Annotated in this window: 16 protein-coding genes; 12 read left to right on the plus strand and 4 right to left on the minus strand. The window is 50.5% G+C overall.

Annotation, left to right across the window (positions count from 1 at the left end; genetic code table 11):
- The first annotated feature begins 317 nt into the window (after positions 1–317).
- The 5 genes from OGY37_RS15000 to OGY37_RS15020 all read left to right on the plus strand — a co-directional run bounded on the left by OGY37_RS15000 (position 318) and on the right by OGY37_RS15020 (position 7235).
- Complete coding sequence (locus OGY37_RS15000) at positions 318–1949, plus strand: sensor histidine kinase (protein ID WP_003826772.1); 1632 nt, start codon at positions 318–320, stop codon at positions 1947–1949.
- A complete protein-coding gene (gene dcuR, locus OGY37_RS15005) occupies positions 1946–2665 on the plus strand; it encodes a two-component system response regulator DcuR (protein WP_003826770.1) in 720 nt (239 codons plus the stop codon). The genes OGY37_RS15000 and dcuR overlap by 4 nt, the downstream gene beginning before the upstream one ends.
- 715 nt (positions 2666–3380) lie before the next feature.
- A complete protein-coding gene (dcuB, locus tag OGY37_RS15010) occupies positions 3381–4721 on the plus strand; it encodes an anaerobic C4-dicarboxylate transporter DcuB (protein ID WP_003031873.1) in 1341 nt (446 codons plus the stop codon).
- A 96-nt stretch (positions 4722–4817) separates the two neighbouring features.
- Positions 4818–6464: a class I fumarate hydratase FumA gene (gene fumA / locus OGY37_RS15015; protein WP_008786974.1), complete on the plus strand. Its 1647-nt coding sequence runs from the start codon at positions 4818–4820 to the stop codon at positions 6462–6464.
- A 147-nt stretch (positions 6465–6611) separates the two neighbouring features.
- A complete protein-coding gene (locus tag OGY37_RS15020; protein WP_032934135.1) occupies positions 6612–7235 on the plus strand; it encodes a DUF2238 domain-containing protein in 624 nt (207 codons plus the stop codon).
- 20 nt (positions 7236–7255) lie between these two features.
- Here OGY37_RS15020 and OGY37_RS15025 read toward each other — a convergent pair whose 3' ends face one another.
- The 3 genes from OGY37_RS15025 to melA form a co-directional block, all read right to left on the minus strand.
- Entirely contained in the window at positions 7256–7510 is a 255-nt protein-coding gene (locus OGY37_RS15025) for a SemiSWEET transporter (protein WP_126319470.1), read from the minus strand.
- Positions 7511–7512: 2 nt separating this feature from the next.
- Positions 7513–8943 carry a melibiose:sodium transporter MelB gene (gene melB / locus OGY37_RS15030; RefSeq protein WP_126319472.1) on the minus strand — a complete coding sequence of 477 codons (1431 nt, stop codon included), beginning with the start codon at positions 8941–8943 and terminating at the stop codon, positions 7513–7515.
- A gap of 92 nt (positions 8944–9035) precedes the next feature.
- A complete protein-coding gene (gene melA, locus OGY37_RS15035; protein ID WP_284969668.1) occupies positions 9036–10391 on the minus strand; it encodes an alpha-galactosidase in 1356 nt (451 codons plus the stop codon).
- Positions 10392–10660: 269 nt separating this feature from the next.
- Between melA and melR the strand changes: the two genes are divergently transcribed.
- The 7 genes from melR to pmrB all read left to right on the plus strand — a co-directional run bounded on the left by melR (position 10661) and on the right by pmrB (position 20179).
- A complete protein-coding gene (gene melR / locus OGY37_RS15040) occupies positions 10661–11593 on the plus strand; it encodes a transcriptional regulator MelR (RefSeq protein WP_003826756.1) in 933 nt (310 codons plus the stop codon).
- A 237-nt stretch (positions 11594–11830) separates the two neighbouring features.
- The gene (gene adiA, locus OGY37_RS15045; protein ID WP_191236358.1) at positions 11831–14098 is read left to right on the plus strand and encodes an arginine decarboxylase; all 2268 of its coding nucleotides are present in this window, start codon (positions 11831–11833) and stop codon (positions 14096–14098) included.
- 314 nt (positions 14099–14412) lie between these two features.
- A complete protein-coding gene (locus tag OGY37_RS15050; protein WP_286621138.1) occupies positions 14413–15174 on the plus strand; it encodes an AraC family transcriptional regulator in 762 nt (253 codons plus the stop codon).
- A gap of 127 nt (positions 15175–15301) precedes the next feature.
- On the plus strand, positions 15302–16639 hold the full coding sequence (adiC, locus tag OGY37_RS15055) for an arginine/agmatine antiporter (protein WP_003031853.1): 1338 nt from the start codon (positions 15302–15304) through the stop codon (positions 16637–16639).
- A 146-nt stretch (positions 16640–16785) separates the two neighbouring features.
- Complete coding sequence (eptA, locus tag OGY37_RS15060) at positions 16786–18423, plus strand: phosphoethanolamine transferase EptA (protein ID WP_191235851.1); 1638 nt, start codon at positions 16786–16788, stop codon at positions 18421–18423.
- Positions 18424–18427: 4 nt separating this feature from the next.
- Complete coding sequence (pmrA, locus tag OGY37_RS15065) at positions 18428–19096, plus strand: two-component system response regulator PmrA (protein ID WP_003826748.1); 669 nt, start codon at positions 18428–18430, stop codon at positions 19094–19096.
- A 9-nt stretch (positions 19097–19105) separates the two neighbouring features.
- Positions 19106–20179, plus strand: coding sequence for a two-component system sensor histidine kinase PmrB (gene pmrB, locus OGY37_RS15070; protein ID WP_286621183.1), 1074 nt, complete (start codon positions 19106–19108; stop codon positions 20177–20179).
- Here pmrB and pmrR read toward each other — a convergent pair.
- A complete protein-coding gene (gene pmrR, locus OGY37_RS23420) occupies positions 20173–20262 on the minus strand; it encodes an LpxT activity modulator PmrR (RefSeq protein WP_003826741.1) in 90 nt (29 codons plus the stop codon). The two genes, pmrB and pmrR, sit on opposite strands and share 7 nt — an antisense overlap.
- Positions 20263–20436: the final 174 nt, after the last annotated feature.

Consider the following 20436-nt stretch of genomic DNA (forward strand, 5'->3'; position numbering starts at 1 on the left):
TGGAGGCGCATTATAGGGAGTTTCCTGCGGCCCGCAACCCTTAAATGACAGAAAAATGACTGACTGCTGCATTCCACAGCAAACCCCCGCCTTATACCCATTTACGCACAGAGTTATCCACAATCGTAAGGAAATTATCTGTAAGCGTCCCTAAAAAGGGAGAGAATCGGTATGAAAACCTCTATATAGAAAGAAATTCACTCTACGCTATATAAAGAAGAAGGACTGACAACTTAAGCGCCATAATCCCTACCACCTTTGAATTACGCACCCCATCAGGCAATAATACCCGTACAAACCGTGATTTCAGGACCGTGATGAGATACTCCCTGCAACGTACTGCTATACGTAAACGCCCGATGAAGCTTGGCACCACCGTGATCCTCATGGTTAGTGCAGTACTCTTCTCCGTGCTGCTTGTCGTTCATCTGATTTATTTCTCGCAGATCAGCAACATGACGCGCGATGCATTAGCGAGTAAAGCGCTTGCGGTCGCGCGAACGCTAGCCAACTCTCCGGAGATCCGCCAGGGACTAATGAAAAAGCCCGAGGAAAGCGGCATTCAGGCGATTGCCCAGGCGGTGAATAAGAGCAACGACTTTTTGTTCATCGTCGTCACTGATATGCAAAGCATTCGTTACTCCCATCCCGAAGCGCAGAGAATCGGTCAGCCATTTAAAGGCGATGACATATTGCTGGCCCTGCAGGGTAAAGAGAATGTCGCCATTAATCGCGGATTCCTGGCTAAAGCTCTACGTGTATTTACTCCTATCTATGACGAACATCACCGGCAGATTGGCGTCGTGTCGATCGGCCTTGAGCTAAGCCGGGTGACTGAGCAGATCAATAACAGCCGCGGCAGCATCATCTGGTCCATCTTATTTGGCGTGCTGGTTGGACTGCTCGGTACATGGGTATTTGTCAAAGTTCTCAAGCGCATTCTGTTTGGTCTGGAGCCTTATGAAATCTCCAATCTGTTCGAACAACGCCAGGCGATGCTGCACTCTATAAAGGAAGGGGTCATTGCCGTTGACGAATGCGGTGAGGTGACGCTGATTAACCAAGCGGCGCAGGAGCTGCTGGATTATCACAAATCACAAGATGATGCCCAGCTCTCCACACTCAGCCATGCGTGGTCACAGGTGGTCGATTTTTCACAGGTACTACATGACGGAACGCCGCGCCGCGATGAAGAGATCATGGTGAAGGATCGGCTACTCTTAATTAACACGGTCCCGGTACTCAGCAACGGTAAAATCATCGGTGCCATTTCAACCTTCAGAGATAAGACTGAAGTCCGAAAACTAATGCAACGTCTGGATGGTATGGTCAACTATGCCGACGCACTTCGTGAACGATCCCACGAATTCATGAATAAATTGCACGTGATTCTGGGATTATTGCATCTGAAAAGTTATAAGCAGCTTGAAAATTACATCCTGAAGACAGCAAACAATTATCAGGAAGAAATTGGCTCGCTGTTAGGAAAAATAAAATCACCGGTGATCGCAGGATTTTTACTCAGTAAGATTAATCGCACATCTGATTTAGGCCATAGTCTGGTCATTAGCAATGAAAGCCAGTTACCGGAAAATAGCAACGAAGATCAGGTGGCGGTGCTGATTACCGTTCTGGGGAATCTGATTGAAAACGCCCTGGAAGCGCTAGGTCAAGAACCTGGTGGTGAGATCAGCGTATCCTTGCATTATCGACACGGCTGGTTGCATTGCGAAGTGAATGACGATGGTCCGGGGATTGCCCCCGAAAACATTGAGCATATCTTTGAGAAGGGCGTTTCGTCAAAAGGAACCGAACGGGGCGTTGGTTTAGCGCTTGTTAAACAACAGGTTGAAAACGTTGGCGGTAATATTTCCGTCGAGTCTGAACCTGGGATCTTCACCCAATTTTTTGTACAGTTACCGTGGAATGGTGAGAGGGCCAGCAGATGATCAATGTCTTAATTGTCGATGACGATGCAATGGTAGCGGAATTAAACCGCCGTTATGTCGCGCAACTCTCCGGTTTTCACTGCTGCGGCACAGCCTCCACGCTGGAGAAAGCAAAAGAGATAATCTTTCATAGCGGTCATCATATTGATCTGATTTTGCTAGATATTTATATGCAAAAAGAAAACGGTCTGGACCTGCTACCGGTTCTGCACAGCGAAGGTTGCAAGTGTGATGTCATCGTCATCTCTTCCGCCGCTGATGCCACCACCATCAAAGATTCACTTCACTACGGTGTTGTTGACTACCTGATCAAACCTTTCCAGGCTTCCCGGTTTGAAGAGGCGCTCACCGGCTGGCTGCACAAGAAAAATGAGATGGACAAGCATCAGTATTATGAACAGTCTGAGCTTGACCAGCTGATTCACGGCAACTCTTCCAATGAACAGGAAGCACGGCGCTTACCCAAAGGGTTAACGCCACAAACGTTACGCACGCTGTGTCAGTGGATTGATGAGCACCAGGATCAAGAGTTCTCCACAGATGAGCTGGCCAACGAGGTCAATATCTCGCGCGTCTCTTGCCGTAAATACCTTATCTGGCTCGTCAATTGTCACATCTTATTTACCAGCATCCATTATGGCGTGACCGGCAGACCTGTTTATCGTTATCGCGTGCAGGCTGAACACTACTCATTGCTTAAACAATATTGCCAATAAATACACTTGGGATTATTTGTTATTTGAAAGTAACAATTATTAAAATAATGAAAAATCCCAATTTCACCAGCTGGAACTGTAAAATTATAAATTTGCGTTAGATCAAATATATTTGTATCCGACATGTTAAATGCATTATTTTAATATTGACAAACATCACACTGTTTTTAATTTCAAAATCGCTAACAAAAGTTAATTAAGTATTATCTAACTCGCAGAGTGTGTATTTTTACCCATAAAGGATTAGTCTGAAATTAACCAGACATACAAAATCTAGACTGGTAGCAATGGAGACCATGCTACGTACCATGGACACCGTACATTTTTGTGAGCAAATAAAAGTATCCGCACGCCGACCTCATCACATTATGAGATGGCGTGACCGTGATCACATAAATAATCTACTCACCCATTCTGTCGGTGGTTCACGTAATAGCGGAAAACGCAAAACAGATAAATTACAGCGTCAACCGCAGCTTTCCATGTTCAGCTCTGCTTCCCATCGCCTGAGGATTCTCTCCTCTGATCAAAGCCACAGAAAAAACCAAATATCGCCATAACTTTAAAAAAACATTCTAGCAAGACATTTGAACATTAATCGCAAATACGGATATATCGAATACTGACCATTTTTTGATGCTTATTCTGGCAAAAAAGAATGTGGCACAGATCCATTTTTCAAAAATTGACTGGGTTTTTCGCGAGGGTAAATAAAATGTTATTTAGTATACAACTTCTCATAATATTAATATGTTTGTTTTATGGTGCCAGAAAGGGCGGTATCGCGCTGGGTTTATTAGGCGGTATCGGCCTGGTCATTCTGGTTTTCGTTTTCCATCTCCAGCCGGGTAAACCACCTGTAGATGTAATGCTGGTTATTATTGCCGTGGTGGCCGCATCGGCAACCTTGCAAGCCTCCGGCGGCCTTGACGTTATGCTGCAAATCGCTGAAAAGCTGCTGCGCCGTAACCCAAAATACGTTTCCATCGTCGCACCTTTCGTTACCTGCACCCTGACGATTCTCTGCGGTACAGGGCACGTGGTATACACCATCCTGCCAATCATTTATGACGTTGCCATTAAGAACAATATTCGCCCGGAACGTCCGATGGCGGCGAGTTCTATCGGCGCGCAGATGGGGATTATCGCCAGCCCGGTTTCTGTAGCCGTTGTGTCACTGGTGGCAATGCTGGGTAACGTAACGTTTGAAGGCAAGCATCTCGAATTCCTCGACCTGCTCAGCATCACCATCCCGTCTACCCTGTTGGGTATCCTGGCGATCGGTATCTTCAGCTGGTTCCGTGGTAAGGATCTGGATAAAGATGAAGAGTTCCAGAAGTTCATTTCCGTACCTGAAAACCACAACTATGTGTATGGCGATACCGCCACGCTGTTAGACAAAAAGCTGCCGAAAAGCAACTGGCTGGCCATGTGGATCTTCCTGGCCGCTATCGCCGTTGTTGCCGTGCTTGGCGCGTTCTCTGAGCTGCGTCCTACCTTTAGCGGCAAACCGCTGTCAATGGTGCTGGTTATCCAGATGTTCATGCTGCTGACCGGTGCGCTGATTATTATCCTGACGAAGACCAATCCCGCTTCAATATCTAAAAACGAAGTCTTCCGTTCCGGTATGATCGCGATTGTGGCGGTGTACGGTATTGCCTGGATGGCCGAAACAATGTTCGGCGCGCACATGACAGAAATCGAAGGTGTGCTGGGCAATATGGTGAAAGAGTATCCGTGGGCCTATGCAATTGTTCTGCTGCTGGTATCCAAATTTGTAAACTCCCAGGCAGCGGCGCTGGCAGCGATTGTTCCGGTCGCGCTGGCAATCGGGGTTGATCCCGCGTACATCGTGGCTTCTGCTCCGGCATGTTACGGTTACTACATTCTGCCGACCTACCCGAGCGATCTGGCTGCTATCCAGTTTGACCGTTCCGGCACCACCCACATCGGCCGCTTCGTTATCAACCACAGCTTCATTCTGCCTGGCTTGATCGGCGTAAGCGTATCCTGTGTCTTTGGTTGGATCTTCGCCGCAATGTACGGTTTCCTGTAATCACAGTTCGCGTGCCGTCCACGTTGGTACGGCACGCCACCATGAAGACACAGAGAATTTTAAAATTCCTGAGAAAAATGAAAAGGCTGGAAGCAAATGTCAAAAGTTGAATTCACTTACCAGGCGGCTTTCCCACTGGGGGAAGACAAAACTGAGTACTACCTGCTGACATCCGATCACGTCAGCGTCGGCGAGTTTGAAGGCGAAACAATCCTGAAAGTAGCCCCTGAAGCACTTACGCTACTGGCCCAGCAAGCCTTCCACGATGCCTCCTTCATGCTCCGCCCAGAACACCAACAGCAAGTCGCCTCAATTCTCCATGATCCCGAAGCCAGCGAAAACGATAAGTACGTGGCACTGCAGTTCCTGAGAAACTCCGAAATCGCCGCCAAAGGCGTGTTGCCAACCTGCCAGGACACCGGTACGGCAATCATCATGGGTAAAAAAGGTCAGCGTGTTTGGACCGGCGGCGGCGATGAAGCGGCGCTCTCCAAAGGCGTATTTAATACCTATATCGAAGATAACCTGCGCTACTCGCAAAACGCGGCGCTGGATATGTACAAAGAAGTGAATACCGGCACCAACCTGCCCGCACAGATCGATCTGTACAGCGTGGACGGTGACGAATACAAATTCCTGTGCGTGGCCAAAGGCGGCGGCTCAGCCAACAAAACCTATCTGTATCAGGAAACCAAAGCGCTGCTGACTCCCGGCAAACTGAAAAACTTCCTGGTTGAGAAAATGCGTACGCTGGGTACCGCAGCTTGCCCGCCGTACCACATCGCATTCGTCATTGGCGGCACGTCAGCGGAAAGCACCCTTAAAACGGTGAAGCTGGCCAGCACACACTACTATGACGCGCTGCCGACTGAAGGCAATGCTCACGGCCAGGCGTTCCGCGATCTGCAACTGGAACAGGAACTACTGGAAGAAGCGCAAAAACTCGGCCTTGGCGCTCAGTTTGGCGGAAAATACTTCGCACACGATATCCGCGTGATCCGCCTGCCTCGCCACGGTGCGTCCTGCCCGGTTGGTATGGGCGTTTCTTGCTCCGCAGACCGTAACATCAAGGCCAAGATCAACCGCGAAGGGATCTGGATTGAAAAACTGGAACATAACCCAGGTCAGTACATTCCAGAATCTCTGCGCCAGGCGGGCGAAGGCGAAGTGGTTAAAGTTGACCTTAACCGCCCAATGAAAGAGATCCTCGCCCAGCTCTCTCAGTACCCGGTTTCTACTCGTCTGTCACTGAGCGGTACTATCATTGTTGGTCGTGACATTGCCCACGCGAAGTTAAAAGAACGTATTGAGTCCGGCGAAGGTCTGCCGCAGTACGTGAAAGATCATCCGATCTACTACGCGGGTCCGGCCAAAACGCCTGCAGGCTACCCGTCCGGTTCTTTAGGTCCAACCACCGCGGGTCGTATGGACTCCTACGTTGACCTGTTGCAGTCTCACGGCGGCAGCATGATCATGCTGGCAAAAGGTAACCGTAGCCAGCAGGTGACTGACGCCTGCCACAAACACGGCGGCTTCTACTTGGGCAGCATCGGTGGACCGGCAGCGGTACTGGCGCAGCAGAGCATTAAGCATCTGGAATGCGTGGAATACCCGGAGCTGGGAATGGAAGCTATCTGGAAAATCGAAGTAGAAGATTTCCCGGCTTTCATCCTGGTCGATGACAAAGGCAACGATTTCTTCCAGCAAATCGTCAGCAAACAATGCGCTAACTGCGCGAAGTAACCCATTCGGCCCGGCACTGGACTGGCACTAAATTTTTGGCGTCAGTCCAGCGATCCCCCCGGGCCAACTTTATCCCCCCATTTACTGGTATTGAATTTTTGCCGTTCACAGGGAATAGTGACCTTTTCCATTACGTGTGAATTCGCAATGCTCCGCACTCTGAACCCCACAATCTTGCGCACCGGCGCATTGATCCTGGCGCTGATTCTTATCTACACCGGTATCTCTGCCTCTGAGAAAATCACCTGGCTGATGGAAGTCACGCCAGTCATTATTGTCGTCCCGCTGTTGCTGGCTACCATGAAGCAGTACCCATTGACGCCGCTGCTTTATACGTTGATTTTCTTGCACGCCATCATTCTGATGGTAGGTGGGATGTATACCTACGCCAAAGTTCCCATTGGTTTTCAGGTTCAGGAATGGCTGGATCTCAGCCGTAACCCCTATGACAAGCTGGGCCATTTCTTCCAGGGGCTGGTACCAGCCCTGACGGCAAGAGAGATTTTAGTGCGCGGCAATATTGTCCGTGGTCGTAAGATGCTGTCATTTCTGGTCTGCTGCGTAGCGCTGGCGATTAGCGCAATGTATGAACTGATCGAATGGTGGGCGGCGCTGGCAATGGGACAAGGTGCGGATGACTTCCTTGGCACGCAGGGTGACCCGTGGGATACCCAGTCGGACATGTTCTGCGCCCTGCTCGGTGCGTTAACAACGGTCCTCGCGTTGGCGGGCTGGCACAATCGGCAGTTGAAAACGGCCGGAGAGCGCTAACGCTTCTCCGGCAATCTACGCTACCTACTACGATACTTGATAACCAGAATCGGCAAGGCGAACAACAGTGTCAGAAAGTTCGCCATGCTGACGGCAGTATCTTCAATCAATAATCCGTAAATCAGCCACAAAACCAGCCCGCACACAAACATCATATACATCAAACCGGAGATACCTTGCGTATTGCGGGTGGTAATAACCTTAATGGCTTGCGGCAAGAAAGAGAGCGTCGTCAGGCTGGCCGCCAAATATCCAATCAACGATTGCCATTCCATCGCTATGCCTTCACATCGCCTGGAGCCACTACCGCAATAGCCGGGATATCCGGTTGCTCATGGTGCTGCGGCACCTTGCGATACTTATCCAGTAAATGGATCTGGATCCTGCGCAGGGTGTCGCCATTCAGTCGATAAAAGCGGAAATACAGGACTAAGGTCACAACGAAAAAGAGTGCGGGTAGCGCTATCATAATAAACTGCATGCCAACGATGGTTTCGGCAGACTGCGCGACATTTGGCGCGTAATTAATCACCCCGAGTATCAATGCGATAAAGAAAGCGGCAAATGCTGACCCGCCTTTTACCACCATTGTCTGTACCGAATAAGCGATACTTTCACAACGAACATTAAGTTTGTATTCACCGTAATCAACGGTATCCGCCACCATAATGACCTGCAACACCCAGAAAAGCGCAGATCCAATATTTAGTAAAACACCAGCAATAACAATCAGTAAGATATTATGGAAATCTGCCAGCGCCATCACCAGTAGTACGCTACAGCTAAGCACCGGCAGCACCGATGCCCCAGCCCACAAGATCCGTCGTGACAACGCGCTTACCAACCGAGGAAAGAAAATCAGCGTCAGCAGGTTTGCCGCACCTGCGTAAGACATGTAGTACGGGAAGAGACTTGCATCGCCAATCACGTAGGTAAAATAGTAAATGGCAAAGCCAGCAATGATATTGGATGCAATATTGTAAGCCAGTGCCATACCTAACAGGCAGGTTAGCTGGTCATTTTTATAAATGAGCCCAACGATCGCTTTCAACCCAAGACGACTGCTGTCTGCCGTGGCCTCACTGTCTGACGTAAAAACCTCATGCACATTCCGTAGCGTCACAACGGTGGAAACGATAAAGAACGCGATGAGAATGAGCGTAAACATCTGAAAACCAAAACCACGATCGGCTCCGCCAACATAGCTCACAAAAGGTAGCGTCACGCCTGCGGTAACAAACCCGGCAAGGCTGGCGAAGAAACGCGGATACGGCACCAGTTGTTCACGCTCGCGTTTATCCAGTGTAATGGTTGGCACCAGTGACCAGAATGGAATATCCATAATGGTGTAGGTCATTCCCCATAATATATACGTCACGCAAACAAATACGACCTGCGCAGTACCCTCAAAAAGATGTGCGCTAAAAAGCAAAAACAGCACCAATGAGTTCGCCAGCGTACCGAGCAAGATCCAGGGTTTAAATTTTCCCCAGCGCGATCGGGTGGCGTTCACAATCCAGCCCATGATGGGATCGTTTACCGCATCCCAGATCCTTGCCGCCAGGAACAACGTTCCGACCAGCCCCACCGATAATCCCACCACGTCGGTGTAGTAATACATCAGGTACATGTACACAATTCCGATGGCGAAATCCTTACCAAACGCTCCAAATCCATAACTGAGTTTTGTTGTCAGAGATATGCTCATAGGGTATCGGGTCGCTGTTACCAGCGCCCGCCTTCTGTAAGAGGAAACGTCAGAGGTTAAACGCCGGATACAATGCCCGGCGTGATTGTGTATTAACGGTGCAGCCAGGCCGGCAGCCAGTCGCCGTGAGACGCGATCAGGTCGTCCACCAGCGCATAAATCTCTTCAATCCCCAGTACAGCGGCGGTATGCGGATCCATCATCGCCGCGTGATAAACGCGATCGCGATTCTCCGTCAGGATGGCTTCCGTTAGCAGGGTCTGAACATTGATATTGGTTTGCATCATGGCCGCCAAATGTGACGGGAGAGTCCCGACTTTCGTTGGCTGAATACCATTCGCATCGACCAGACAAGCGACTTCAACGCAGCAGCCTTGCGGCAGGTTATCGATCAGATTGTCATTGCGAACGTTGCCATACACGACGCTCGGTTCACCGGTCCAGATGGCGTTCATGATAGTGCTGGCATATTCGCGCGACGGTTTAATGTCGATCCGCTCAGCCGTTTTGTACTCTTCCAGCTCTTTTTTCCAGTTCGCCAACTGTTCCACACAACGTTTCGGATATTCATCCAATGGCACCTTATAGCGCTCAATCAGATCTTCACGCCCCGGTTTGATAAACCACGGCGTATATTCAGCGAAGTGCTCCGACGATTCGGTGACGAAATACCCCAGTTTTTTGAACATTTCATAACGCACAATGTTCTGGCAACGGGTATTTCCGTGAATATTTGGTTTCGGCGCCTGACCGGATTCATAGGCCGCCAGCAGCTCCGGGTAGAGATTCACATAGGCACCGTCCGCCGTTTTGCGCTCCAGCTCCAGATAAAACGCCATATGGTTGATCCCGGCACTGCGATAGCGCAAAGAGGCAGGGTCGATGTTCAGATCGCGGGCCAACTCCTCCGCCGTCCCCTGCACCGAATGACACAACCCAACCTGCTTAATATGCGGATAACGTGCATACATTGCCCAGGTGTTCATTGCCATCGGGTTAACGTAGTTAAGCATCGTGGCCTGCGGACAGACTTCGGTCATATCCTCACAAATCTGCCATAAATGCGGGATGGTACGCAGCGCGCGCATGATGCCGCCCGGCCCCAGCGTGTCGGCAATCGTCTGCTCCAGACCATGGCGTTTACACACCGTAAAATCGGTGATGGTACAAGGTTCATAGCCGCCAATCTGGAAAGCGACCACTACAAAATCAGCATCCTGTAATGCTGCTTTTTGATCGGTATAGCAGGTGATTCGTCCAGACGCGCCCGCAGAATCCATCAACTTGCGCACAACAACGTGTGATTCTTCCAGACGCGTAGGATCGAGATCCATCAAGGCGATATGCGCAGATTTAAGCGCATCGCGGTGAAAGACGTCCCCAAGAATATTTTTGACGAAAATCGTGGAACCGGCGCCGATAAAGGTAATTTTGGGTGCTGACATCATGACTCTCCAGAACATTAGTGAACACGGTCATGGTGGCACAGCGCATAGATGAAAACCTCCGACTTCCCTGCCGAGCATTCCCATAAACTCAGATCATCACTCTGCGCCCTATTGGATCTGAGTTTATGGGACAAAATTACCCAAAAAGCAGAGTATGCGGCCGCAAAATGTCGCTATGCTCAATGGTAACGGTCCAATTTGTGTCCTGATTCTCAGCCTTAATACGTGTTAAATGACATGATTCTGATAATTCAGGAAATGGAGCAACCATGAGTACATTACCGACATCGCCTCTCCCTCCCGATCCGCACATGTGCAGTAGCGATGAAGAACAAACCCGCAGCCCGCTATCGCTGTACTCAGAATATCAACGGATGGATATCGAGTTGCGCTCACCGCATGCTATGCCTGCCAGCCACTGGCATGGGCAGGTGGAGATCAATGTTCCGTTTGATGGTGACGTCGAGTACCTTATCAACAATGAAGTCGTGCAGATAAAACAGGGACACATCACGCTATTCTGGGCCTGTACACCGCATCAACTCACGCGTCCGGGCAGCTGCCAAAGTATGGCTATCTTCAATTTACCGATGCACCTTTTCCTCTCCTGGCCGCTGGATCGCGAGCTGATCAACCATGTTACCCATGGAATGGTCATCAAATCGCTGGCGTCGCAGCAGTTGAGCACCTTTGAGGTTCAGCGCTGGCAACAGGAACTGAGCAACCCGAACGAACAAATTCGCCAGCTCGCCATTGATGAAATTGGTCTGATGCTCAAACGGTTTAGCCTTTCCGGCTGGCAGCCTATACTCGTCAATAAAACCTCGCGGACCCACAAAAACAGTGTGTCGCGGCACGCCCAGTTTTACGTCAGCCAAATGCTGAGCTTTATTGCCGACAACTACGATCAGGCGCTCACCATCAACGACGTCGCGGAACACGTGAAGCTCAACGCCAACTACGCGATGGGGATTTTCCAACGCGTAATGCAACTCACCCTGAAGCAGTACATTACGGCAATGCGGATCAATCACGTCCGCGCATTGCTCAGCGATACCGATAAAACCATTCTCGACGTTGCGTTGACCGCCGGATTCCGATCCAGCAGCCGTTTTTATGACACCTTCAGCAAGTTTGTCGGCATGTCGCCGCAGCAGTACCGCAAACTAAGCCAGCAGCATCGGCAAACAATCGCAGGTTGATATCATTCGGCAATATCAGTATCAGCCAAAAAAATATTCCCCCTGTCGATAAACGGCGGTGAAAAACCGCCAACAAGCAAACATAACACACTGTTTAAAAACAAATTAAACACAAATCAGGCTACTTTTTACCCGCTTTACAGCCCATTTTGACAGGATAATACTTGCCTGCGTCACATTCATACGGTGTGTCTGCAATTCATAGATTGCAACCTTTCCACAACCGGGTAAAAGATGATGAAAGTATTAATTGTTGAAAGTGAGTTTCTGCATCAGGACACCTGGGTCGGTAGCGCTGTCGAACGTCTGGCTGACGCATTAAGCCGCCAAAATGTTACCGTCATTAAGTCCACCTCATTCGACGATGGTTACGCAATCCTCGCCGCCAATGAAGCCATTGATTGCCTGATGTTCAGCTATCAAATGGAACAACAAGACGAACACCTGAACGTCAGGCAATTGATCGGCAAGCTCCACGAGCGCCAGCAAAACGTTCCCGTTTTCCTGCTGGGCGATCGCGAAAAAGCCACCGCATCGCTGGATCGCGACCTGCTGGAGCTTGTCGATGAATTCGCCTGGATTCTGGAAGACACCGCAGACTTTATCGCCGGGCGCGCCGTTGCGGCGATGACCCGCTACCGCCAACAACTTCTGCCGCCACTGTTCAGCGCGCTGATGAAGTACGGCGACATCCATGAATACTCCTGGGCAGCACCAGGTCACCAGGGCGGCGTCGGATTTACCAAAACGCCGGCCGGTCGTTTCTACCATGATTACTACGGTGAAAACTTATTCCGTAGCGACATGGGTATTGAACGCGCATCCCTTGGCTCGCTGCTGGATCATACCGGCGCGTTTGGTGAGAGCGAAAAATATGCCGCCCGCGTGTTTGGCGCTGACCGTTCCTGGTCCGTAGTGGTCGGGACTTCCGGCTCTAACCGCACCATCATGCAGGCCTGTATGACCGACAACGACGTCGTGGTGCTGGATCGTAACTGCCATAAATCCATCGAACAGGGGCTGATCCTCACTGGGGCAAAACCGGTGTACATGGTGCCAAGCCGCAACCGGTACGGCATTATCGGGCCTATCTACCCGCAGGAAATGCAGCCTGAAACTTTGCAGAAAAAAATCAGCGAAAGCCCGCTGACCAAAGACAAAGCCGGACAAAAACCGTCTTACAGCGTTGTGACCAACTGTACCTACGACGGTGTTTGTTACAACGCCAAAGAGGCCCAGGATCTGCTCGCGCAGACCAGCGATCGCATTCACTTCGATGAAGCCTGGTACGGCTATGCTCGCTTCAACCCAATTTATGCCGATCACTACGCCATGCGTGGCGCGCCGGGCGATCATAACGGTCCTACCGTTTTTGCCACCCACTCAACCCACAAACTGCTGAATGCGCTTTCTCAGGCATCTTACATTCACGTTCGTGAAGGTCGTGGGGCCGTGAACTTCTCCCGCTTTAACCAGGCGTACATGATGCACGCCACTACCTCTCCGCTGTATGCCATCTGCGCCTCAAACGACGTGGCGGTCTCCATGATGGATGGTAACAGCGGCCTGTCACTCACCCAGGAAGTGATCGACGAAGCGGTCGATTTCCGTCAGGCCATGGCACGGTTGTACAAAGAATTCACAGCCGAAGGCGACTGGTTCTTCAAACCGTGGAACAAAGAGATTGTGACCGATCCGCAGACCGGCAAAACCTATGACTTTGCCGATGCGCCAACCCAACTCCTGACCACTGACCAGAACTGCTGGGTGATGCGTCCGGGTGAATCCTGGCATGGATTTAAAGACCTGCCGGATAACTGGAGCATGCTGGACCCGATCAAAGTCAGCATTCTGGCACCGGGTATGGGCGACGATGGTGAACTGGAAGAGAGCGGCGTACCGGCTGCACTGGTTACCGCCTGGCTTGGCCGCCACGGCATCGTGCCGACCCGAACCACCGACTTCCAGATTATGTTCCTGTTCTCCATGGGGATTACCCGCGGGAAATGGGGCACACTGATCAACACGCTGTGCTCTTTCAAACACCATTACGATGCCAACACCCCGCTGGCACAGGTGATGCCAGAACTGGTTGAGGAACATCCAGACACTTACGCCAACATGGGCATTCACGATCTGGGCGACACCATGTTCGCCTGGCTGAAAGAGAACAACCCAGGCGCACGTCTCAACGCGGCCTACTCCGGCCTGCCTGCTGCTGAAATCACCCCGCGTGAAGCCTATAACGCGATAGTCAGCGATAACGTTGAGATGGTGGCCATTGAAAATCTGCCGGGTCGTATAGCCGCGAATTCCGTTATTCCTTACCCACCAGGAATTCCGATGCTGCTGTCCGGGGAAAACTTTGGCGACGCCAATAGCCCGCAGATTAGTTATCTACGTTCGTTGCAGTCCTGGGACCACCACTTCCCTGGATTTGAACATGAAACCGAAGGAACGGAAATTATTGACGGTGTGTACCACGTTATGTGCGTGAAAGCATAATGTCGTTTTATAGATAGTCCGATGTTTAAGGTAGACATGTCATGCTTGAGTAATTCCTGAGTATTGCTGCAAAACAATAACATTGTCATACCTTTTTGCGCGGGACCACCCCGCGCTTTTTTTATACGCAAATAGCGCCTTTCCACTTGCGTACAAAAATGTGTACATAAGAAAAATCCCGCCAAACATTGTAATTAATTTCAGACACGTTATTTTATTGCAGTCTTGGTTTCATCATACAATTTCAATTTAGCCGATTTGGCTCATCCGATGTTGAGCTACGGTGTTTTATGTTCATATTCCTGGAGTTGGGTATGAGGCTTTGCAGCAAAGAAGCTTGTGTTGTTGTATTAACGGAGAAGGATGTTTGGTTAAGGATTAACGGTAAAGAAGCCATCAGTTTAAAAGCTAATCATATGGCACTGGTGGCATGCGATAATAATATTATCGATTTCTCATCACTTAATAACGCATTGGTCGTACATATCAGCCGCGATATCATTAAAGATTATCTGCGCTTTTTAAATAAAGACCTTTCACAGATCCCACTCTGGCAACGCAGTGCCAGCCCAGTGATGACCTCCGCGTGTCTGACGCCGGATGTCTTCAGGGTGGCTGCCCAACATAGCGTAATGGACACAGTGAACGAAGCTGAAAGAGAGCGTACGCGCTCGCTACTGTTCACGGTGTTATCACGCTTTCTCGACAGCAAAAAGTTTATTTCTTTGCTCATGTATATGCTACGCAACTGTATCAGCGATAGCGTTTATCACATTATTGAGAGCGATATACATAAAGACTGGAATTTAAGCATGGTTGCCAGTTGCTTATGCCTGAGTCCCAGTTTGTTAAAGAAAAAGCTCAAAAGTGAAAATACAAGTTACAGCCAAATAATTACCACATGTCGCATGCGATATGCCGTCAATCAATTACTGATGGACGGCAAAAACATTTCTCAGGTCTCTCAACTGTGTGGATATAACAGTACCTCATACTTTATCTCCGTATTCAAAGAGTTCTATGGGATGACGCCTCTGCATTATGTTAGCCAACACAGGGAGCCATCCGCCGCCTGATTTTTAATCAGTTAGCGATAAGCCATAATAATATCAGCATTAGCGATACCCCAGCTCCGTCATCATTAAACAGACTTTTGACGAGGTATGATAAGGCGTCATTTATCCTTATCAGGAGTTAAAAAATATGTCGACGGATGCTGATGCTCACAAAGTGGGCTTAATCCCCGTCACCCTTATGGTGTCGGGGAATATTATGGGTTCCGGTGTATTCCTGCTACCCGCAAACCTTGCGTCAACTGGCGGGATTGCAATCTACGGATGGTTGGTCACGATTATCGGTGCTCTGGCACTGTCGATGGTGTACGCCAAAATGTCGTCCTTAGACTCCAGTCCCGGTGGTTCTTATGCTTACGCCCGCCGTTGCTTCGGTCCTTTTTTGGGCTACCAGACCAACGTGCTGTACTGGCTGGCCTGCTGGATTGGTAACATCGCCATGGTGGTCATTGGCGTCGGTTACCTGAGCTACTTCTTCCCCATCTTAAAAGATCCGCTGGTCCTGACGCTGACCTGCGTCGTAGTGCTGTGGATCTTCGTATTACTGAACATTGTCGGACCGAAAATGATCACCCGCGTGCAGGCCGTCGCAACGGTACTGGCACTGGTGCCAATTGTCGGGATTGCCGTCTTCGGTTGGTTCTGGTTCCGCGGTGAAACCTATATGGCGGCCTGGAACGTCAGCGGCATGAACACCTTCGGCGCGATTCAAAGCACTCTGAACGTCACCTTGTGGTCATTTATCGGGGTGGAAAGCGCCTCCGTTGCGGCTGGCGTGGTTAAAAATCCCAAACGTAACGTACCTATCGCCACCATGGGCGGCGTGCTGATTGCCGCTGTTTGCTACGTGCTCTCCACCACCGCAATCATGGGTATGATCCCTAATGCGGCGCTGCGTGTATCAGCCTCTCCGTTCGGTGATGCCGCACGTATGGCGCTGGGTGACACCGCTGGGGCGATTGTTTCCTTCTGTGCTGCTGCCGGGTGTCTTGGTTCTCTGGGCGGCTGGACGCTGCTTGCCGGGCAAACCGCCAAAGCCGCAGCCGATGACGGCCTGTTCCCACCGATTTTTGCCCGCGTGAACAAAGCCGGTACGCCAGTGGCCGGGTTAATTATTGTCGGCATCCTGATGACCATCTTCCAGTTCAGCAGTATGTCGCCGAACGCAGCGAAAGAGTTTGGTCTGGTCTCTTCGGTTTCCGTTATTTTCACCCTGGTGCCGTATCTGTACACCTGCGCCGCGCTGCTGCTGCTCGGCCATGGCCACTTTGGTAAAGCACGCCCGATGTACTTACTGGTGACCTTTATCGCCTTTGTCTACTGCATCTGGGCGGTTGTCGGTTCCGGCGCCAAAGAAGTGATGTGGTCGTTCGTCACGCTGATGATCATCACCGCGCTGTACGCACTGAACTACAACCGGATCCATAAAAACCCGTATCCACTGGATGCCCCGGTAAACAATAACTAACTTAAGCAATCGTCATTGCCCGATGGCGTCAGTTCATCGGGCCTACGCTGCCTCGCTGATATTCGAAAAATCAACATTAAGAACTTAAGGTTGGCTTAATTTTACTTTGAGAGGATTTGCGCCACATAGTCGATGGAACCCCCTTAATGTTAAAGCTCTTGTTTAAAAGGCCCACTCTCGGGCTAATCAGCTGGCTCCTGCTGATCTCATTTTATCTTGCGACCTTCCTGAACATTGCGTTCTATAAACAAGTGCTGCAAGACCTGCCTCTGGACTCTGTGCGTAACGTGCTGGTGTTTTTATCAATGCCGGTGGTCGCGTTCAGCGTCATGAACATCGTGCTGACGCTGGCCTCATTCCTGTGGCTTAATCGCCTTGTGGCGTGCATTTTCATTCTGGTTGGTGCATCGGCCCAATATTTCATCATGACCTACGGCATCATCATCGACCGCTCGATGATCGCCAATATGATGGATACTACGCCCGCTGAAACCTTCGCCCTCATGACGCCACGAATGGTGCTTACACTTGGGATCAGCGGCATTCTGGCCGCGCTCATTGCCTGCTGGATAAAAATCAAACCGATCACGCCAGTCATGCGCAGCATACTGTTTCGTGGCGCGAACATTCTGATCTCCGCGCTGCTGATCGTGCTGGTCGCTGCGTTCTTCTATAAAGATTACGCCTCACTGTTTCGCAACAACAAAGAACTGGTGAAATCCCTCAGTCCATCCAACAGCATTGTGGCGACGTCATCCTGGTATTCACACCAGCGACTGGCCCACCTGCCGCTGGTACGCATTGGCGAAGATGCACATCGCAATCCGTTGATGGTAAAAGAAAAGCGTAAAAACCTGACGATTGTGGTTCTCGGCGAGACCTCGCGCGGCGATAACTTCTCGCTGTCAGGCTACTCGCGCCTGACCAACCCGCTGCTGGAAAAAGATGATGTGGTCTATTTCCCCCGCACCACATCCTGCGGAACGGCAACGGCAGTATCAGTACCCTGCATGTTCTCGGATATGCCACGCGCGCACTACGACGAAGAACTGGCACAGCATCAGGAAGGCGTACTCGACATCATTCAGCGGGCGGGAATTAACGTTCTGTGGAACGATAACGACGGCGGCTGCAAAGGGGCTTGCGACCGGGTTCCACACCAGAATATGACTAAGCTGAACCTGCCAGGGCAGTGTATTGACGGTGAATGCTACGATGAAGTCCTGTTCCACGGGCTGGAAGAGTACATTAATAACCTGCAAGGCGACGGCGTGATTGTGCTGCATACCATCGGCAGCCACGGCCCGACCTATTACAACCGCTATCATGCGCAGTTTAAGAAATTTACGCCAACCTGCGATACCAACGAAATCCAGACCTGTTCGCAGCAACAGTTGGTCAATACTTACGACAACACCATTCTTTACGTTGACTATATTGTTGATAAAGCAATCAATATACTGAAAGAACACCAGGATAATTTCACCACCAGCCTGGTCTATCTTTCCGATCACGGCGAATCCTTAGGGGAAAATGGCGTCTATTTGCACGGCCTGCCGTATTCGATTGCACCAGATACGCAAAAACATGTGCCGATGCTGCTGTGGCTCTCCGAGGATTATCAGCAACGCTATCAGGTCTCTCAGACATGTTTGCAAAAACGGGCAAGCTCAGAAGATTTCTCACAGGATAATCTCTTCTCGACCCTGCTGGGATTAACGGGCGTACAAACACAGAAATATCAGGCGGCGGATGATATTCTGCAACCCTGCCGGGGAGGCTAAACGAATGAAAATTCTGATTGTTGAAGACGATACGTTGTTATTACAGGGACTGATACTCGCCGCGCAAACAGAAGGCTATGCCTGCGACGGCGTATCAACGGCCCGTGCAGCGGAGCAATGTCTGGAAACCGGACATTACAGTCTGGTTGTTCTGGACCTGGGTTTACCGGATGAAGACGGCCTGCATTTCCTCAACCGGATCAGGCAGAAAAAATACACCGTGCCGGTGCTTATTCTCACCGCCCGTGACACACTCAAAGATCGGGTCAGCGGGTTGGACGTGGGCGCCGATGACTATCTGGTCAAACCGTTCGCACTGGAAGAGCTGCACGCCCGCATCCGGGCGCTGCTGCGTCGTCACAACAATCAGGGTGAAAGTGAATTAATTGTCAGCAATCTGACGCTGAATATCGGTCGTCGCCAGGTGTGGATGGACGGACAAGAGGTTATCTTAACGCCGAAAGAATACGCGCTCCTGTCACGCCTGATGCTCAAAGCGGGCAGCCCGGTACACCGGGAAATTTTGTATAACGACATCTACAGCTGGGATAACGAACCGTCGACCAATACGCTGGAAGTGCACATTCACAATCTGCGCGATAAAGTCGGTAAATCACGCATCCGCACGGTCAGGGGATTTGGCTATATGCTGGTCGCCACTGAGGAAAGCTAAGTGAAACCGCTGCAATATCTAAAACAACCGCTCCCGCTTCGTCATCGCCTGATGCTGACGATTGGTCTTATTCTGCTGGTCTTTCAGTTGATTAGCACCTTCTGGTTGTGGCACGAAAGTACCGAACAAATACAGTTATTCGAACAGGCGCTACGCGAAAATCGTAATAACGATCGCCACATCATGCATGAGATCCGCGAGGCTATCGCCAGCCTGATCGTCCCCGGCATCTTTATGGTCAGCCTGACATTGCTGATTTGCTATCAGGCAGTGCGACGAATAACCCGCCCGTTGGCAGATCTGCAAAAAGAGTTAGAAGCGCGAGCAGCCGATAACCTGGCCCCAATTGAAATTCACAGCTCAACCGTTGAGATTCAGGCCGTTGTCTCAGCGCTCAACGAGCTAGTGACACGGCTGACCAGCACTATTGAAAACGAACGCTTATTTACCGCCGATGTCGCCCACGAACTGCGTACACCGCTGTCAGGCGTTCGCCTGCATCTGGAATTATTATCCAAAACCCATAAGGTCGACGTTACGCCGTTAATTGCCCGCCTTGACCAGATGATGGACAGCGTATCGCAACTGCTGCAACTCGCCCGCGTCGGACAGTCGTTTTCAGCCGGGAGTTACCAGAATGTCAAACTGCTGGAGGACGTTATTCTGCCCTCCTACGATGAACTCAACACCATGCTGGACCAACGTAAACAGACGCTGCTCCTGCCACAAAGCGCGGCGGATGTTGTCGTGCGTGGCGATGCTACGCTGTTGCGGATGCTGCTACGAAATCTGGTGGAAAACGCGCATCGTTACAGCCCGGAAGGCACCCATATTACGATTATCCTGAACACCGAGCATGATGCCGTCCTGGCCGTCGAAGATGAAGGGCCGGGCATTGATGAAAGTAAATGCGGGGAGTTAAGTAAAGCATTCGTCCGAATGGACAGCCGTTTTGGTGGGATTGGGCTGGGGCTGAGCATTGTCAGTCGTATCACCCAGCTACATCACGGGCATTTCTATTTGCAAAATCGTCAGGGAGCCAGCGGCACTCGCGCCTGGGTGGAATTGGCGAAAAATCAGTAAGAGCTCACCCACACATACAAAAAGCTGCTAACAATCAGCACACTGCACACGGTGGTCAAACTTTCATAAATACGGGTTTTCATGACACTCTCCTCCGAAACTATGGAGGAGAGTTTGCCTGACACAGATTAAGCCAACCTTAAGTTGATATCATAAGACACCTTATCCGGCCTACTCAGTACAACGCTGCCCGTAGGCCCGATAAGCGTAATGCCATCAGGCATTAACACGAATGTCCAGGCCATGCGCCGGATGGC

It is taken from the genome of Citrobacter sp. Cpo030 (assembly GCF_030333005.1).
Classification (GTDB): domain Bacteria; phylum Pseudomonadota; class Gammaproteobacteria; order Enterobacterales; family Enterobacteriaceae; genus Citrobacter; species Citrobacter portucalensis.

Coding starts and splice junctions, on each gene's coding strand:
- OGY37_RS15000 (WP_003826772.1), top strand. CDS start 318: ATGAGATACTCCCTGCAACGTACTGCTATACGTAAACGCCCGATGAAG.
- dcuR (WP_003826770.1), top strand. CDS start 1,946: ATGATCAATGTCTTAATTGTCGATGACGATGCAATGGTAGCGGAATTA.
- dcuB (WP_003031873.1), top strand. CDS start 3,381: ATGTTATTTAGTATACAACTTCTCATAATATTAATATGTTTGTTTTAT.
- fumA (WP_008786974.1), top strand. CDS start 4,818: ATGTCAAAAGTTGAATTCACTTACCAGGCGGCTTTCCCACTGGGGGAA.
- OGY37_RS15020 (WP_032934135.1), top strand. CDS start 6,612: ATGCTCCGCACTCTGAACCCCACAATCTTGCGCACCGGCGCATTGATC.
- OGY37_RS15025 (WP_126319470.1), bottom strand. CDS start 7,510: ATGGAATGGCAATCGTTGATTGGATATTTGGCGGCCAGCCTGACGACG.
- melB (WP_126319472.1), bottom strand. CDS start 8,943: ATGAGCATATCTCTGACAACAAAACTCAGTTATGGATTTGGAGCGTTT.
- melA (WP_284969668.1), bottom strand. CDS start 10,391: ATGATGTCAGCACCCAAAATTACCTTTATCGGCGCCGGTTCCACGATT.
- melR (WP_003826756.1), top strand. CDS start 10,661: ATGAGTACATTACCGACATCGCCTCTCCCTCCCGATCCGCACATGTGC.
- adiA (WP_191236358.1), top strand. CDS start 11,831: ATGAAAGTATTAATTGTTGAAAGTGAGTTTCTGCATCAGGACACCTGG.
- OGY37_RS15050 (WP_286621138.1), top strand. CDS start 14,413: ATGAGGCTTTGCAGCAAAGAAGCTTGTGTTGTTGTATTAACGGAGAAG.
- adiC (WP_003031853.1), top strand. CDS start 15,302: ATGTCGACGGATGCTGATGCTCACAAAGTGGGCTTAATCCCCGTCACC.
- eptA (WP_191235851.1), top strand. CDS start 16,786: ATGTTAAAGCTCTTGTTTAAAAGGCCCACTCTCGGGCTAATCAGCTGG.
- pmrA (WP_003826748.1), top strand. CDS start 18,428: ATGAAAATTCTGATTGTTGAAGACGATACGTTGTTATTACAGGGACTG.
- pmrR (WP_003826741.1), bottom strand. CDS start 20,262: ATGAAAACCCGTATTTATGAAAGTTTGACCACCGTGTGCAGTGTGCTG.